The 13,213-nt window shown below is 63.7% G+C and carries 11 protein-coding genes; 8 read left to right on the top strand and 3 right to left on the bottom strand.

The genetic code is table 11. The features are described 5' to 3' along the window. Positions 1-26: 26 nt before the first annotated feature. The gene (locus tag ACX93L_RS00545; protein WP_169595069.1) at positions 27-839 is read right to left on the bottom strand and encodes a DeoR/GlpR family DNA-binding transcription regulator; all 813 of its coding nucleotides are present in this window, start codon (positions 837-839) and stop codon (positions 27-29) included. Between the two features lie 204 nt (positions 840-1,043). Here ACX93L_RS00545 and ACX93L_RS00540 point away from each other — a divergent pair, with 204 nt between their 5' ends. The 5 genes from ACX93L_RS00540 (at position 1,044) to ACX93L_RS00520 (ending at position 8,176) form a co-directional block, all read left to right on the top strand. Further along, positions 1,044-3,140, top strand: coding sequence for a bifunctional rhamnulose-1-phosphate aldolase/short-chain dehydrogenase (locus tag ACX93L_RS00540; protein WP_459403040.1), 2,097 nt, complete (start codon positions 1,044-1,046; stop codon positions 3,138-3,140). 135 nt (positions 3,141-3,275) lie between these two features. Then, positions 3,276-4,568, top strand: a complete 1,293-nt coding sequence (rhaI, locus tag ACX93L_RS00535) for an L-rhamnose catabolism isomerase (RefSeq protein WP_459403039.1) — start codon at positions 3,276-3,278, stop codon at positions 4,566-4,568. A gap of 158 nt (positions 4,569-4,726) precedes the next feature. Continuing rightward, the gene (locus ACX93L_RS00530) at positions 4,727-5,683 is read left to right on the top strand and encodes a D-2-hydroxyacid dehydrogenase (protein WP_459403038.1); all 957 of its coding nucleotides are present in this window, start codon (positions 4,727-4,729) and stop codon (positions 5,681-5,683) included. 266 nt (positions 5,684-5,949) lie between these two features. Then, a complete protein-coding gene (locus ACX93L_RS00525; RefSeq protein WP_459403037.1) occupies positions 5,950-7,089 on the top strand; it encodes an isobutyryl-CoA dehydrogenase in 1,140 nt (379 codons plus the stop codon). A gap of 10 nt (positions 7,090-7,099) precedes the next feature. Beyond that, positions 7,100-8,176: an enoyl-CoA hydratase/isomerase family protein gene (locus ACX93L_RS00520; RefSeq protein WP_459403036.1), complete on the top strand. Its 1,077-nt coding sequence runs from the start codon at positions 7,100-7,102 to the stop codon at positions 8,174-8,176. Positions 8,177-8,240: 64 nt separating this feature from the next. Here ACX93L_RS00520 and ACX93L_RS00515 read toward each other — a convergent pair whose 3' ends face one another. Next, complete coding sequence (locus ACX93L_RS00515) at positions 8,241-8,648, bottom strand: RidA family protein (protein WP_459403035.1); 408 nt, start codon at positions 8,646-8,648, stop codon at positions 8,241-8,243. Positions 8,649-8,768: 120 nt separating this feature from the next. Here ACX93L_RS00515 and ACX93L_RS00510 point away from each other — a divergent pair, with 120 nt between their 5' ends. Next, the gene (locus ACX93L_RS00510) at positions 8,769-9,665 is read left to right on the top strand and encodes a LysR family transcriptional regulator (RefSeq protein ID WP_459403034.1); all 897 of its coding nucleotides are present in this window, start codon (positions 8,769-8,771) and stop codon (positions 9,663-9,665) included. A gap of 80 nt (positions 9,666-9,745) precedes the next feature. Here the strand turns inward: ACX93L_RS00510 and ACX93L_RS00505 are convergent, their stop codons facing one another. Further along, positions 9,746-11,155 carry a helix-turn-helix domain-containing protein gene (locus ACX93L_RS00505; RefSeq protein ID WP_459403033.1) on the bottom strand — a complete coding sequence of 470 codons (1,410 nt, stop codon included), beginning with the start codon at positions 11,153-11,155 and terminating at the stop codon, positions 9,746-9,748. Positions 11,156-11,287: 132 nt separating this feature from the next. Here ACX93L_RS00505 and ACX93L_RS00500 point away from each other — a divergent pair, with 132 nt between their 5' ends. Beyond that, the gene (locus tag ACX93L_RS00500) at positions 11,288-12,820 is read left to right on the top strand and encodes an acyl-CoA carboxylase subunit beta (RefSeq protein WP_459403032.1); all 1,533 of its coding nucleotides are present in this window, start codon (positions 11,288-11,290) and stop codon (positions 12,818-12,820) included. 12 nt (positions 12,821-12,832) lie between these two features. Then, on the top strand, positions 12,833-13,210 hold the full coding sequence (locus ACX93L_RS00495; RefSeq protein ID WP_169595059.1) for a hypothetical protein: 378 nt from the start codon (positions 12,833-12,835) through the stop codon (positions 13,208-13,210). Positions 13,211-13,213 lie beyond the last annotated feature (3 nt).

The raw sequence follows: 13,213 nt of genomic DNA, 5'->3' as shown, positions 1-13,213 counted from the left end.
TGAACTCCCCACGCGGCCTGATCACATCATGCGACCGACGTGGAATCCTCCTTCTCGGCCGAAGCCATCGGCTTGACCGTTATGAGCTTTACGCCGGCGTCGGTGACCATGGCGGCCGCCTCGTCCGGAATCTTGTCGTCGGTGATGATCGTCGAGACGTTGTCGAGCGAACACAGGATCAGGCTCGAGCGCTTCGAGAACTTGCTGGAATCGACCATAATGATCAGTTCCTCGGCCTGGCGCACCAGCTTCTGTTCGCTCTGGATCACCAGCGCGTCGGACTCCATCACGCCGAGCGCATTGATGCCCTGCGCGCCGATGAAGATGCGCCGTGCGTAGAAATTCCGGATCGCGTCATTGTCGAAGGGCGACAGGATCAAGCTCTGGTCGCGGTAGATCGCCCCGCCCGGCACCGAGACCGTGCACTTCGAATGCTTGACCAGATGCTCGGCTATGGCGAAAGAATTGGTCATGACCTGCAGGCGGCGCGCCGACATGAAATGCACCATCTGGAAGGTCGTCGTGCCCCCGTTGATGATGATCGAGTCGCCTTCCTCGCAGAGATCGACCGCGGCGCGCGCAATTGCGCGTTTCTTGTCGATATTGACCGATTCCGAAACGCGGAACGGTCGCGCGGCCAGATTTCCGAGCTGCGGCGGATGCACCGCCTCCGCGCCGCCACGGACCCGGCGGAGCTTTCCCTGCACATGAAGCGCGGCGATGTCGCGGCGGATCGTGGCTTCGGAAGCCTCGGTCAGCTCGGCGATGTCCTGCACGGTGATGACCGGCTTTTCCTGGATCGCGCTTAATATGATGCGATGACGTTCGCGTTCGTGCATGGGCTCCTCCTGAGCGTGATTTATTCGGATTGCGTTTACGCTGTCAATCACAAACGATCAAAAAAGATAATGTTGCGTCGCACAATGAATGTTTGTGATCGAAATTGATTGACAAACATCGAGCGGATGCGCGATACCGTGCACCAGAAGGAGATGGGTCGCCAGCCGGCAACCCGTGAAATCGACACGCACAGGGAGGAAGCAATGACGGGCCAAACCCGCCTTCTCGAAAACCGTTGGGACGACGCCTACGCCGCAAAGCTCGATGAGCCGGGCAAGCTGCTCTACCGCTCCAATCTCTTGGGCGCCGACAAGCGCATCACCAATTACGGTGGCGGCAACACCTCCGCAAAAGTGCTCGAAACCGATCCGCTGACCGGCGAAAAGGTCCGCGTCATGTGGGTCAAGGGTTCCGGCGGCGACGTCGGCACCATCAAGCTCGGCGGCTTCTCCACCCTCTACATGGACAAGCTCGAGGCGCTGAAGACCCTTTACAAGGGCGTCGAGGACGAGGACCGCATGGTCGGCTTCCTGCCCCACTGCACCTTCAACCTGAACCCGCGCGCCGCCTCGATCGACACGCCGCTGCACGGTTTCGTGCCGTTCACCCATGTCGACCACATGCATCCGGACGCGATCATCGCGATCGCCGCATCGAAGAACTCGAAGGAACTGACGCAACGGATCTTCGGCGCCGACATCGGCTGGCTGCCGTGGCGCCGCCCTGGCTTCCAACTCGGCCTCGATCTCGAAGCCTTCGTCAAGGCAAACCCGACCGCCAAGGGCGTCGTGCTCGAAAGCCACGGCCTTTTCACCTGGGCGAATGACGCCAAGGACTGCTACCTTCTGACGCTCGAGATCATCAACAAGGCGATCGAGTGGTTCGCCAAGGAAACCGAAGGCAAAACGATCTTCGGCGGCGCCGTTGCAAAGAGCCTGCCGGAAGCGGAACGCCGCGCGATCGCCGCGAAGCTGATGCCGGAAATCCGTGGCCGCATCGGCAAGGCCGAACGCAAGCTCGGTCATTTCGACGACCAGGCCGCCGTCCTCGAATTCGTCAATTCGAAGGACCTGAAGCCGCTCGGTTCGCTCGGCACCTCCTGCCCCGACCACTTCCTGCGCACCAAGATCCGTCCGCTGATCGTCGATTTCGACCCGGCCAAGCCCGATGCCGACGCCGTGATCGCCGGCCTCGACAAGGCTCTCGAAGACTACCGCGCCGACTACACGCGCTATTACGAGACCTGCAAGCACGACAATTCGCCGAAGATGCGTGACCCGAATCCGGTCATTTTCCTGGTTCCGGGCGTCGGCATGCTGTCCTTCGCCAAGGACAAGGCGACCGCCCGCATCGCCGGCGAGTTCTATGTCAACGCCATCAACGTCATGAAGGGTGCCTCTACGGTTTCCGAATATCAGGGCCTGCCCGAACAGGAAGCCTTCGACATCGAATACTGGCTGCTCGAGGAAGCCAAGCTGCAGCGCATGCCCAAGCCGAAGTCGCTTGCCGGCCGCGTAGCCTTCGTCACCGGCGGCGCCGGCGGCATCGGCCGCGCCACGGCCGAACGCCTGATGTCCGAAGGCGCCTGCGTGGTGCTCGCCGACATCGACGCCAATGCGCTGGCCGACACGATGGCCGACTTCTCCAAGCGTCATGGCGCCGACAGCGTTCGTTCCGTCACGCTCGACGTGACGAAGGAAGAGGCCGTCGCCTCCACCTTCGCGGAAGCCTGCGTCGAGTTCGGCGGCGTCGACATTCTCGTTTCCAACGCCGGCATCGCGTCTTCCGCTCCGGTCGAGGACACCACGCTTGCCATGTGGAACAAGAACATCGACATCCTGGCGACGGGCTACTTCCTCGTCTCCCGCGAGGCTTTCCGCCTGTTCCGCCGTCAGGCGATCGGCGGCAACATCGTCTTCGTCGCGTCGAAGAACGGCCTCGCCTCCTCGCCGAACGCGTCCGCCTATTGCACCGCCAAGGCCGCCGAGATCCATCTCGCCCGCTGCCTGGCGCTGGAAGGGGCAGACGCCGGCATCCGGGTCAACACGGTCAACCCCGATGCCGTGCTGCGCGGTTCCAAGATCTGGAACGGCGAATGGCGCGAACAGCGGGCGGCGTCCTCGAAAATCGAGGTCACCGATCTGGAGGAACACTACCGCAAGCGTTCGATGCTGAAGCTCAACGTCTTCCCGGAAGACATTGCGGAAGCGATCTACTTCCTCGCCTCTGATCTCTCGGCCAAGTCGACCGGCAACATCATCAATGTCGATGCCGGCAACGCCCAGAGCTTCACGCGCTGACATCCGCTTGAGATAATGCCTGCTGCCGGTGTCTCCCAAGACCGGCGGCAGGCCCTTCGGGTTTTCAAAAAGTCGCAGCCTTGCCCTCGCCCCGATCGAGATCCTGATGCAAGCGCCTGCGCGGGGAGGAAGACAATGACCGATCAGAAAATCGCCGCCGACCTCATCGCGGCCGAGAACGAAAAGCGCGCGGCCGCGCTCAAGTCCGACTATGCAGCGCTCGGCGAAAAGCTCGCCCGCACCGGCATCGACATCGACGCAGTCACCCAAAAGGTCGCCGAATTCTTCGTCGCCGTTCCCTCCTGGGGTGTCGGCACCGGCGGCACCCGTTTTGCCCGCTTCCCCGGCCTTGGCGAGCCGCGCCATATCTTCGACAAGCTGGAGGACTGCTCGGTCATCAACGAACTGACGCGCGCCACGCCGACCGTGTCGCTGCACATTCCGTGGGACAAGGCCGATCCGAAGGAGCTGAAGGCAAAGGGCGAAACGCTGGGCCTCGGCTTTGACGCGATGAACTCCAATACCTTCTCGGACGCGCCCGACCAGGCTCACTCCTACAAGTATGGCTCGCTCAGTCACGTGGATGCGGCAACCCGCGCCCAGGCCGTCGAGCACAACATCGAATGCATCGAGCTTGGCAACGCGATCGGCTCGAAGGCGCTGACCGTCTGGATCGGCGACGGCTCGAACTTCCCCGGCCAATCGAACTTCACCCGCCAGTTCGAACGCTACCTCGCCTCCATGGCCGACATCTATAAGGCCTTGCCCGACGACTGGCGTCTGTTCTCCGAACACAAGATGTACGAACCGGCCTTCTATTCGACCGTCGTGCAGGACTGGGGCTCCAACCTGCTGATCGCCCAGACGCTCGGCGAAAAGGCGTTCTGCCTCGTCGACCTTGGCCATCACGCGCCGAACACCAATATCGAGATGATAGTTGCCCGCCTCATCCAGTTCGGCAAGCTCGGCGGCTTCCACTTCAACGATTCGAAATACGGCGACGACGACCTCGACGCTGGCTCGATCGAGCCCTATCGCCTGTTCCTGGTGTTCAACGAACTGGTCGATGCCGAACATCGCGGCGTCAAGGGTTTCCACCCGGCCCATATGATCGACCAGAGCCACAACGTCACCGACCCGATTGAAAGCCTGATTTCGAGCGCCAACGAGATCCGTCGCGCCTATGCCCAGGCGCTGCTGGTTGATCGCACGGCGCTTGAAGGCTTCCAGGACAGCAACGACGCGTTGATGGCGACCGAGACCTTGAAGCGCGCCTACCGCACCGATGTCGAGCCGATCCTGGCCGAAGCCCGCCGCCGTGCCGGCGGCGCGATCGACCCGGTCGCCACCTATCGCGCTAGCGGCTACCGTGCCCGGGTCGCCTCCGAGCGCCCGGCCGTCAAGGGCGGCTCCGGCGGCATCGTCTGATCGCCGGATACCGGCGAAGATCCTGATCACGATGCCGGGCTCGTCCCGGCATCCTTCGTTTTGCCCGCGACGGGCCGTTTGGATCCCGAACCGGCCTTGCCACGCCGCCCGCCCTTCATTCTAATGCCCCCTCAAGAAGTGAGGAGTGCCCCATAGCCATGCTGAAGATCGTCTTTCTCGACCGTGACACGCTTTCCCCCGAAACCGTGCTGCGGGCGCCGGCCTTTCCCCATGAGCTGATCGTTCATGATCGAACCGCACCGGACGAAGTTGCCGAGCGGATCGCCGACGCCGACATCGTCATCTCCAACAAGGCACCGCTCCGCCGCGAGAGCCTCGGCCGCGCAAGTCGGTTGAAGATGATCGCCGTTGCCGCGACCGGGACGGACATCGTTGACCTGCCCGCCGCCCGCGAACAGGGCATCACCGTTTCCAACATCCGCAATTACGCAAAACACACCGTCCCGGAACACACCTTCGCACTGATGCTGGCCCTGCGTCGCTCGATCCTGTCCTATCGCCAGTCGGTGCTCGACGGCCGCTGGCAGCAGGCCGCGCAATTCTGCTTCTTCGACCACCCGATCGCCGACCTCGGCGGCTCCACACTCGGCATCATCGGCAACGGCACGCTCGGCCAGGCCGTCGGCCGCATCGCCGAAGCCTTCGGCATGACCGTGCTGGTCGCCGGACGCCGGGGCTCGGATGAACTCAAGCCCGGCCAGACACCGTTTGACGAAGTGATGCGCCGCGCCGACGTCATCACTTTGCACTGCCCTCTCAACGCCGAGACCCGCGGCATCATCGGGACACGCGAATTCGCGCTGATGGAACGCAAGCCGATCCTGATCAACACCGGCCGTGGCGGGCTGGTCGATGAAAAGGCGCTGGAGCAGGCACTGGACGACGGCCGGATCGCCGCCGCCGGCTTCGACGTCACCGACGGCGAACCGCCGACCGCCGACAGCCCGATGATGCGCGTCGCCACCCGCCCGAACGTCATCCTCACACCCCACGTCGCCTGGGCCAGCCGCGAGGCGATCCAGGCGCTCGCCGACCAGCTGATCGAAAACATCGAACTCTTCGTTGCCGGCACGCCGAGGAATGTTGTGGGCTGAGCCCGGAGGCACTCAATCGGCGTCTGCCCCTCACCCTGACCTTCTCCCCGTGGCAACGGGGAGAAGGTGCCGGCAGGCGGATAAGGGGCGATTCCGGATAAGATAGATCAAATCCAATCTCGCCGCCGCCCGCGAAAGATCGCATGCTTCCTTTTCGCAACCCCGACTTTCGACCGGGATGATTGCCCGCCGGAAGCTGTGCTAAGCCGGTCGGCAATGAAACGGCGCGGGCGAGGAGGTCCGCACCGATCTCGTGGAGGAGACCCATGGATTTCACCCTGAGCGACCAGCAGCAGGCCTTTGTCGACATGGCGGCCGATTTCGCCGCCGAGGAACTGGCGCCCTTTGCGCTGGACTGGGACCAGAACAAGCATTTTCCAGTCGACACCCTGAAGAGGGCCGGCAGCCTCGGTCTCGGCGCGATCTGCGTCGCCGACGATGTCGGCGGCTCGGGCCTCGGCCGGCTCGACACCGCGCTGATCATCGAGGCTCTGGCGACCGGCTGCCCGACGGTCGCCGCATATATCTCGATTCACAACATGTGCGCGACGATGATCGACCGCTATGGCACGCCGGAACAGCGTGAGGCGCATCTCCCCGCGCTTGCCACCATGGACGCGCTCGCCAGCTACTGCTTGACCGAACCCGGCTGCGGCTCCGATGCGGCAGCGCTCAAGACCCGCGCGGTGCGCGACGGCGACGACTATGTGCTGACCGGCCAGAAGCAGTTCATCTCCGGCGCCGGATCGAGCGCGCTTTACCTCGTGATGGCCCGCACCGGCGAGGACGGCCCGAAGGGTATTTCGGCCTTCCTCGTCCCGGGCGACGCCAAAGGGCTGACCTTCGGTGCCAACGAGAAGAAGATGGGCTGGAACGCCCAGCCGACCCGGGCCGTGATGATGGACGCCGTGCGGGTGCCCGCGGAAAACCGGCTGGGCGCCGAGGGCGAAGGTTTCCGGATCGCCATGTCCGGCCTCGACGGCGGGCGCCTCAACATCGCCGCCGCCTCGCTCGGTGGTGCACGCTCCGCCTTCGACAAGGCGGTCGCCTACATGAAGGACCGCAAGGCCTTCGGCAAGCCGATCGCCGAGTTCCAGGCGTTGCAGTTCGAGCTCGCCGACATGGCGACCGACCTGGAGGCGGCGCGCACCTTCCTCTGGCGCGCGGCGAGCGCCCTCGACGACAAGGCGCCCGATGCGACCCGGCTATGCGCCATGGCCAAGCGCCTGGTCACCGACCGTTGTTTCGAGGTGGCCAACCGCGCCTTGCAGCTGCATGGCGGCTATGGCTATCTCGCAGAATACGGCATCGAGAAGATCGTCCGGGACCTGCGGGTCCACCAGATCCTCGAAGGCACCAACGAGATCATGCGGGTGATCGTCGCCCGCTCGGTGATCGGCAATTGAGGAGACGTCCATGCACTATCTGACCACGACGGACCTTGCCGGTGAGGACGTGCTTTCCGGACGCAACGGCACTCTCGGCGTGATCCTGCTCAACCGGCCCCGAGTGCTGAACAGCCTGTCGCTTGCCATGGTGCAGGCGATCGACGCTGCCCTCGACCGTTTCGAACACGATCCCGCGGTTGCCGCCGTGCTGATGACCGGCGAAGGCGAGCGCGGCCTCTGCGCCGGCGGCGACATCCGCACCTTCTACGAGAGCGGCAAGGCCGGCGACGGCCGCGCTGCCGACTTCCTGCGCGCCGAATACCGCATGAACGTCCGCATCGCCACCTTCCCGAAACCCTATGTGGTCTTCATGGAAGGCATCACCATGGGCGGCGGCGTCGGCGTCTCAAGCCATGGCAGCCATCGCATCGTCACCGGCACGACGAAGCTCGCAATGCCCGAAACCGGCATCGGCTTCTTCCCCGACATCGGCGCCACCTGGCTGTTGGCGAAGGCGCCCGGCGAACTCGGCACCCTGATGGGCCTCACCGGAGAGGCCGTCGGCGCTGCCGATGCGATCGAGGCCGGCTTCGCCGACTGGTTCGTTCCGGCCGAAGCGCTCGGTGCCCTTGCCGAACGTCTCACGTCCCTTGCCACCGGCGCCGGAGCCGCGGGCGTATCCGCCCTGATCGAAGAGTTTGCGGCGCCCGCGCCCAGCGGAGAGTTCGCCGAGAACCGCGCGTTGATCGACCGCTGCTTCGGCTTCGATACCGTGGAGGAGATCGAGGCAGCATTGGCGGCCGAGACATCCCCCTTTGCGACGAAGGTGCGCTCCGCGATGCTCGCCAAATCGCCGACCAGCCTTAAGGTGACACTGGCCCTCCTGCGCGCGGCCCGCCGGTCACCTGATCTTGAGACCTGCCTGGAGCGCGAATTCGCCGCGACCGCACAGATCCTCCACACACCCGACTTCTACGAAGGCATCCGCGCCGCGATCATCGACAAGGACCGCAATCCGAAATGGTCACCGGCAAGCCTCGACGCGATCGGCCCGGACATCGTCGACCCCTTTTTCCGCCCGCATCCGAAGCCACTCTTCGGGTGAGCGTGTCGGAGGGGCTGTCATCGCCCCGTCCGACACTCACCCAAGATCCGCACGACCCGTGCCTTTAGTCCGGAAGGCGAACGGTCATTTCCATCTCGATCTGCAGGTCGGGCCCGGCAAGGGCGGCAACACCGATGCCCGTAAGGCTCGGCTGCGCACCGTTAAAGAAGGCGCCGAGATGGGTCATAGCCTCCCCCACCCGCTCAGGCGTCAGGTCGGTCACGTAGACACGCACCAGGGCGATATCCCGCGGGGTCGCACCGATCGCATCGAGCGCCGCCTTGGCATTGACGCAGACGAGCCGCGTCTGCTCGCCAAGATCCGCCGGCACGGGTCCGTCGCCGGCTTGCCAGGCAACCTGGCCGGAGACAAAGGCAAGCCTGCCCGGCTCCATCGTAGTGATCTGCGAATAGCCAAGCGGGCCTGCATCCGGCAGGGTCGGCGGGTTCAAACGGTGAAGTGTTTGTGCCATGTCTCTTCCTTCCTTGTGGTCCTTGCATCTGCGGGCTTGAACAGCCGTGAAGCCCGATCGCTATAACCTCTTGATTGGCGAATGGGCGTCGACACAGAAACGAAGAAACGGACTGAGTTCATGCTGCGTGCCAACCTCAACGATATCCAGGTCTTCATGGCGGTAGTCGATGCCGGTAGTTTCATCGCTGGCGGCAAGGCGATGGGCCTCTCGCGCTCGGCCGCCGGCAAGGCCGTGATGCGACTGGAAGACCGGCTCGGTGTGCGTCTCCTCCATCGCACGACGCGTACGATCGGCGTCACCGAGGAGGGGAAACTGCTCTATGAACGCGGATTGCAGATCCTCGCCTCGGTTGACGAAGCGGAAGCAAGCGTGGCGGGGAAAAGCGGCCTGCCGCGCGGCGTGTTGAGACTGACCCTGCCCGACGCCTACGGCCGGCGCGTGCTGCTGCCGATCGTCGCCGCCTATATGAAGACCTGGCCAGAGGTTCAGGTCGAGGTGAGCTTCACCGACCGAATCGCCGACATTGTCGAGGATGGCTATGATCTTGCGGTCCGCATCGGTGTCACCAGCCAGGATTCAAGTTTCGTCTCGCGGGTGGTGGCGCGCTGCCGCGCCATGCTGTGCGCCTCCCCCGGCTACATTGCCGAACGGGGAGACCCGGCAGACCTTGATGAGCTCATGGACCATGACTGTCTCGTCCACACGAGCCGCAACCAGCGCCAGGCCTGGCGTTTCCCTGTCGGGCAAGGTGGCTCCGTCAAGGCGCAAGGGCGCAGCCGTCTGCGGCTGGACAGCGGCGAGGCACTTCTCGACGCCGCGCGCGCCGGCCTCGGTATCGCCTACCTTCCGGATTTCCTCATCGCCGAAGACCTGGCCGCCGGGCGTCTGCGTCGAGTTCTCCCCGAACATGACTCTGGCGATGTCCCGATCCTTGCGCTTTACCCCGACAAGCGCCTGCTTGAACCCCGGGTCAGGCGGTTCATCGATCTAATGGTGGAGAAACTGGGGGCGTAAGTTGGGACCTGGCCGTGCAGAAATCTCTCCGGAACAGACGACATAGGGAGCACACTTCGAAGCAACCTCAAACGCGCCGCTCACTCGATCTCGTACGGCGTCGCATTTCGCACGCTGTGATCGACGACCAGCCGGCGCTTCAGCGGCGGCACGGCGCGACTGCTGCATTTGACCCGTTCGCAGATCCGGCAGGAAATGCCGATCGGGTCGAAGGCCGCGCGGTTGGAGAGGTCGAGATCATCGGCATAGACGAAGGAGTCGGCGTAGGAGATCTCGCAGCCGAGCGCCAGCGCATAACGAGGCTGGGCGGCTCTGAAGCCGAGCGTCCCCTTGTTGACCTGCATGGCGAGACAGAGATAGCGCACCCCGTCCGGCGTCTCGGCGAGCTGCCGGATGATGCGGCCCGGGGCCTCGAAGGCCTGGTGCGCATTCCACAGCGGACAGGCCGCGCCGAAGCGGGCGAACTGCAGGCGGGCCGCGCTGTGCCGCTTGGTGATGTTGCCCGCCCGGTCGATGCGGGCAAAGAAGATCGGCACACCCTTGAGGCCGGGCCGCTGCAGCGTCGAGAGCCGGTGACAGACCTGCTCCAGCGAGGCGCCGAAACGGGCAGCCATCAGCTCGATGTCGTGACGCAGTTCGCGCGCCGCCTGGAGGAAACTGCGATAGGGCAGGATCAGCGCGCCGGCAAAATAGTTGTGCAAACCGATCCGGCAGACCTCCACCGCTTCCTCGGTGCGGAAGCCGGCCTGTTTCAGGACCTGCTCGATTTTCTCGCCGGCATGAAGCTGGGCGATTTGCGTGGCGACCTGGAAATCGCGGGTCGGCGCCGAGGCGTAGCGGCTGAGTGTCAGCACCCGGCTTTCCGGATCGAAGCGACGGATCGCATCGTCGCCTGCGTCACCACGCACCACGCGCACCCCATAGCTCTTTTCCAGGAAGGCCGTCAGCGCAGCGTAGTTGTCGCCGTCCCCGAGCTTCAGTCGGCCGGCCAGGCTCTCCGCCGTAGTGTCAATGTCGTGGATGTAGTTGTCGACGAAGTGAAAGAAGTCGCGCACCTCTTCGTAGGAGGTCGTCTCGTTCGACTGCGGCGCGCCGAAGCGGTCGTCATAGCTCGCCAACTGCTCGCTGTTGCGGCGATAGGCCTGGTGGCAGGTGATCAGCGCGTGGGCGAGGCCTGGTGCGTTCTGGCTGATCAGCTTGAGTTCCTGCAGGCTCGGCGTGTAGGTTTCGAACAGCGGATCGCTGAGCGCCTCCGAAAGCGCCGACATCAGCCGATCGTTCTGCCCGGAGGAAAGCTCGGTGATGTCGATCCCGAACTTTTCCGCGAGCGCCAGGAGTACGGTCGCGGAGACCGGTCGCTGGTTGTTCTCGATCTGGTTGAGATAGCTGGTCGAGATGCCGATCATGTCGGCGAAATGGCTCTGCGTGGCCCCATTCGCCTGACGGATTTCGCGCACCTTGCGGCCGATGAAGAGCTTGCCGATCGCCATTTGCAATTTCGCATTTTTCAGTTTGCAAATTTATAAATCCACAAATGCACCTGTTCAACCATTTTCTTTGGGCGGCCCGGTGCTAAAGAGCCGTGACCAAACACTTGCGCCTTGTAAATCGTGGGAGGAAGCATGCGACTGATATTGGACCAGCTTGAGGCGCGCCGCGCCGAAGCACATCTCGGCGGCGGCAAGCGCCGCATCGACGCCCAGCATGCCAAGGGCAAGCTGACCGCCCGCGAACGCATCGAAGTGCTGCTCGACGAGGGCTCCTTCGAAGAATACGACATGTATGTCACCCACCGTTGCACCGACTTCGGCATGGCGGACCAGAAGGTCGCCGGCGACGGCGTCGTGACGGGCTGGGGCACGATCAACGGCCGCCAGGTCTATGTCTTCTCGCAGGACTTCACCGTCCTTGGCGGCTCGCTGTCTGAAACCCATGCCCAGAAGATCTGCAAGATCATGGACATGGCGCTCAAGAACGGCGCTCCCGTCATCGGCCTTAACGACTCGGGCGGCGCCCGCATCCAGGAAGGCGTCGCCTCGCTCGCCGGTTATGCCGACGTGTTCAAGCGCAATGTCGATGCCTCAGGCGTCGTGCCGCAGATCTCGGTCATCATGGGCCCCTGCGCCGGCGGCGCGGTCTATTCGCCCGCCATGACCGACTTCATCTTCATGGTGCGTGACTCATCCTACATGTTCGTGACCGGCCCCGACGTCGTGAAGACGGTCACCAACGAGATCGTCACGGCCGAAGAACTCGGCGGCGCCGGCACCCACACGAAGAAGTCCTCGGTCGCCGACGGCGCCTACGAGAACGACATCGAGGCGCTCGAACAGGTTCGCCTGCTCTTCGACTTCCTGCCCTTGAACAACCGTGAAAAGCCGCCGGTACGCCCGTTCCATGACGATCCGGCCCGCGTCGAGAACCGCCTCGACACCCTGATCCCGGATTCGTCGAACAAGCCCTACGACATGAAGGAGCTGATCTACGCGCTGGCCGACGAGGGCGATTTCTTCGAAATCCAGGAAGCCTTCGCCAAGAACATCATCACCGGCTTCCTGCGCATGGAAGGCCAGACGGTCGGCGTCGTTGCCAACCAGCCGATGGTGCTGGCCGGCTGCCTCGACATCGATAGTTCCCGCAAGGCAGCCCGCTTCGTCCGTTTCTGCGATGCCTTCAACATCCCGATCCTGACGCTGGTCGACGTTCCCGGCTTTTTGCCCGGCACCAGCCAGGAATATGGCGGCGTCATCAAGCACGGCGCAAAGCTGCTGTTCGCCTACAGCCAGGCGACCGTGCCGATGGTGACCCTGATCACCCGTAAGGCCTATGGCGGCGCCTATGACGTCATGGCCTCCAAGCATATCGGCGCCGACATCAACTATGCCTGGCCGACCGCTGAAATCGCCGTCATGGGTGCCAAGGGTGCGACGGAAATCCTCTATCGTTCCGAACTCGGCGACGCGGAGAAGATTGCCGCTCGCACGAAGGAATACGAGGAGCGTTTCGCCAACCCCTTCGTCGCCGCCGAACGCGGCTTCATCGACGAGGTGATCATGCCGCATTCCTCGCGCCGCCGTATCGCCCGCGCCTTTGCATCGCTGCGCAACAAGCAGGTCGGCACGCACTGGAAGAAGCACGACACGATCCCGCTGTAAGGAAGGACGCCGATGGCCAAGCTTCCCGAAATGACGAAACATCGTGGCTTCCCCTCCGGCCTCAGCGGCACGGGATGGCAGTTCACGATCCGTCGCGCGAACCCGAATGGCGTGGCCCCGCTCACCGAGCGCCCCCGCCATCTGAGCCGCGACAAGACCGAGAGCCTGGCCGACGCGGCCTTTCTTCATGCCGCCTGGCATTATTTCGGCGCAGAACCCTTCGTGCGCGGCAATCTCGACGCGGGTCGACTGTCGCGGCTGTTCGGGCGTGAAATCATTCCGGCAGAAAAGCCTTTCGATCCCGCCTCCTACGAGGCGATGCTGAAAATCAATGAGCGAGTGGCCCGGGAAAGCTTTCCCCAAGCCTTCGACGACATAATGGAAGTTTGAAAA

The organism is Rhizobium sp. CAU 1783, from assembly GCF_054551725.1.
The sequence above is the reverse complement of the archived record's forward strand: the minus strand, read 5'-3'. Positions and strand labels throughout refer to the sequence as shown.

What these genes read in the sequence shown, in the direction of transcription:
- ACX93L_RS00545 (WP_169595069.1), bottom strand. Translation starts at nt 839, where the DNA reads ATGCACGAACGCGAACGTCATCGCATCATATTAAGCGCGATCCAGGAA.
- ACX93L_RS00530 (WP_459403038.1), top strand. Translation starts at nt 4,727, where the DNA reads ATGCTGAAGATCGTCTTTCTCGACCGTGACACGCTTTCCCCCGAAACC.
- ACX93L_RS00500 (WP_459403032.1), top strand. Translation starts at nt 11,288, where the DNA reads ATGCGACTGATATTGGACCAGCTTGAGGCGCGCCGCGCCGAAGCACAT.
- ACX93L_RS00540 (WP_459403040.1), top strand. Translation starts at nt 1,044, where the DNA reads ATGACGGGCCAAACCCGCCTTCTCGAAAACCGTTGGGACGACGCCTAC.
- ACX93L_RS00520 (WP_459403036.1), top strand. Translation starts at nt 7,100, where the DNA reads ATGCACTATCTGACCACGACGGACCTTGCCGGTGAGGACGTGCTTTCC.
- ACX93L_RS00505 (WP_459403033.1), bottom strand. Translation starts at nt 11,155, where the DNA reads ATGGCGATCGGCAAGCTCTTCATCGGCCGCAAGGTGCGCGAAATCCGT.
- ACX93L_RS00510 (WP_459403034.1), top strand. Translation starts at nt 8,769, where the DNA reads ATGCTGCGTGCCAACCTCAACGATATCCAGGTCTTCATGGCGGTAGTC.
- rhaI (WP_459403039.1), top strand. Translation starts at nt 3,276, where the DNA reads ATGACCGATCAGAAAATCGCCGCCGACCTCATCGCGGCCGAGAACGAA.
- ACX93L_RS00515 (WP_459403035.1), bottom strand. Translation starts at nt 8,648, where the DNA reads ATGGCACAAACACTTCACCGTTTGAACCCGCCGACCCTGCCGGATGCA.
- ACX93L_RS00525 (WP_459403037.1), top strand. Translation starts at nt 5,950, where the DNA reads ATGGATTTCACCCTGAGCGACCAGCAGCAGGCCTTTGTCGACATGGCG.
- ACX93L_RS00495 (WP_169595059.1), top strand. Translation starts at nt 12,833, where the DNA reads ATGGCCAAGCTTCCCGAAATGACGAAACATCGTGGCTTCCCCTCCGGC.